This is a genomic window from Psychrobacter sp. AOP7-B1-25 (assembly GCF_052376195.1).
Classification (GTDB): domain Bacteria; phylum Pseudomonadota; class Gammaproteobacteria; order Pseudomonadales; family Moraxellaceae; genus Psychrobacter.
The window spans coordinates 1-1,288 of sequence record NZ_JBQSVK010000041.1 but is presented as its reverse complement, the minus strand read 5'-3'; the positions used below and the strand labels follow the sequence as shown (position 1 = coordinate 1,288).

The 1,288-nt window shown below is 46.8% G+C and carries 1 protein-coding gene; it reads right to left on the bottom strand.

Going from position 1 to position 1,288, the window contains the following annotated elements; all coding sequences use genetic code 11:
* Nucleotides 1-76 precede the first annotated feature (76 nt).
* The gene (gene tuf, locus ACT3QR_RS13885; protein ID WP_444521873.1) at nt 77-1,267 is read right to left on the bottom strand and encodes an elongation factor Tu; all 1,191 of its coding nucleotides are present in this window, start codon (nt 1,265-1,267) and stop codon (nt 77-79) included.
* Between the last annotated feature and the right edge of the window lie 21 nt (nt 1,268-1,288).

Genomic DNA, 1,288 nt, shown 5'->3' with positions numbered 1-1,288 from the left:
CAATAAAAAAAGGCCACCCTGAATAGGGTGGCCTTTTTTATGACTAATTCATAAGCTCATTACTGAGACTTAATGATTAGTTCAATACGCTAGCAACAACACCAGCGCCTACAGTACGGCCGCCTTCACGAATAGCGAAGCGAAGACCTTTGTCCATAGCGATTGGGTGGATAAGCTCTACGCCCATCTCAACGTTATCACCAGGCATTACCATTTCAGTACCGTCTTGTAATTGGATTGCGCCAGTTACGTCAGTAGTACGGAAGTAGAACTGTGGACGATAGCCGTTTAGGAATGGTGTGTGACGACCACCCTCTTCTTTTGACAATACATATACTTCAGCGTCAAACTTGGTGTGAGGCGTGATTGAACCTGGCTTAGCTAGTACTTGGCCACGTTGTACGTCTTCACGCTTAGTACCACGTAGTAGTACGCCACAGTTTTCGCCTGCACGACCTTCGTCAAGCAGTTTACGGAACATCTCTACACCAGTACAGGTGGTTTTTTGAGTGTCACGGATACCAACGATTTCGATCTCGTCACCAACTTTAACGATACCAGACTCAACACGGCCTGTTACTACAGTACCACGACCTGAGATTGAGAATACGTCTTCGATTGGCATTAGGAACGATTTGTCAACGTCACGCTCTGGCTCTGGGATGTAGGTGTCTAGTACTTCTAGAAGTTCTACAACCGCTGGTTGGCCATATTTGTCTTCTGAACCTTTTAGCGCTTCAGTAGCAGAACCTTTAACGATTGGGGTATCGTCGCCTGGGAAGTCATAGTCGTTCAATAGTTCACGAACTTCCATTTCTACTAGTTCTAGTAGTTCTTCGTCATCTACCATGTCACATTTGTTCATGAATACGATGATGTACGGTACGCCTACCTGACGTGATAGCAAGATGTGCTCACGAGTTTGTGGCATTGGGCCGTCAGTTGCAGATACAACTAGGATTGCGCCGTCCATTTGAGCAGCACCAGTGATCATGTTTTTAACATAATCGGCGTGACCTGGGCAATCTACGTGTGCGTAGTGACGAGTTTCGGTGTCATACTCTACGTGTGAGGTGTTGATGGTGATACCACGTGCTTTCTCTTCTGGTGCTGAGTCAATAGACGCGTAGTCTTTTGCTTCGCCGCCTGATTTGATTGCAGCTACGGTTGCGATTGCAGCGGTAAGGGTGGTTTTACCATGGTCAACGTGTCCGATGGTTCCGACGTTGACGTGTGGCTTGTTACGTTCAAACTTGGCCTTTGCCATGGGTATTTCCTCTTTTTTTGG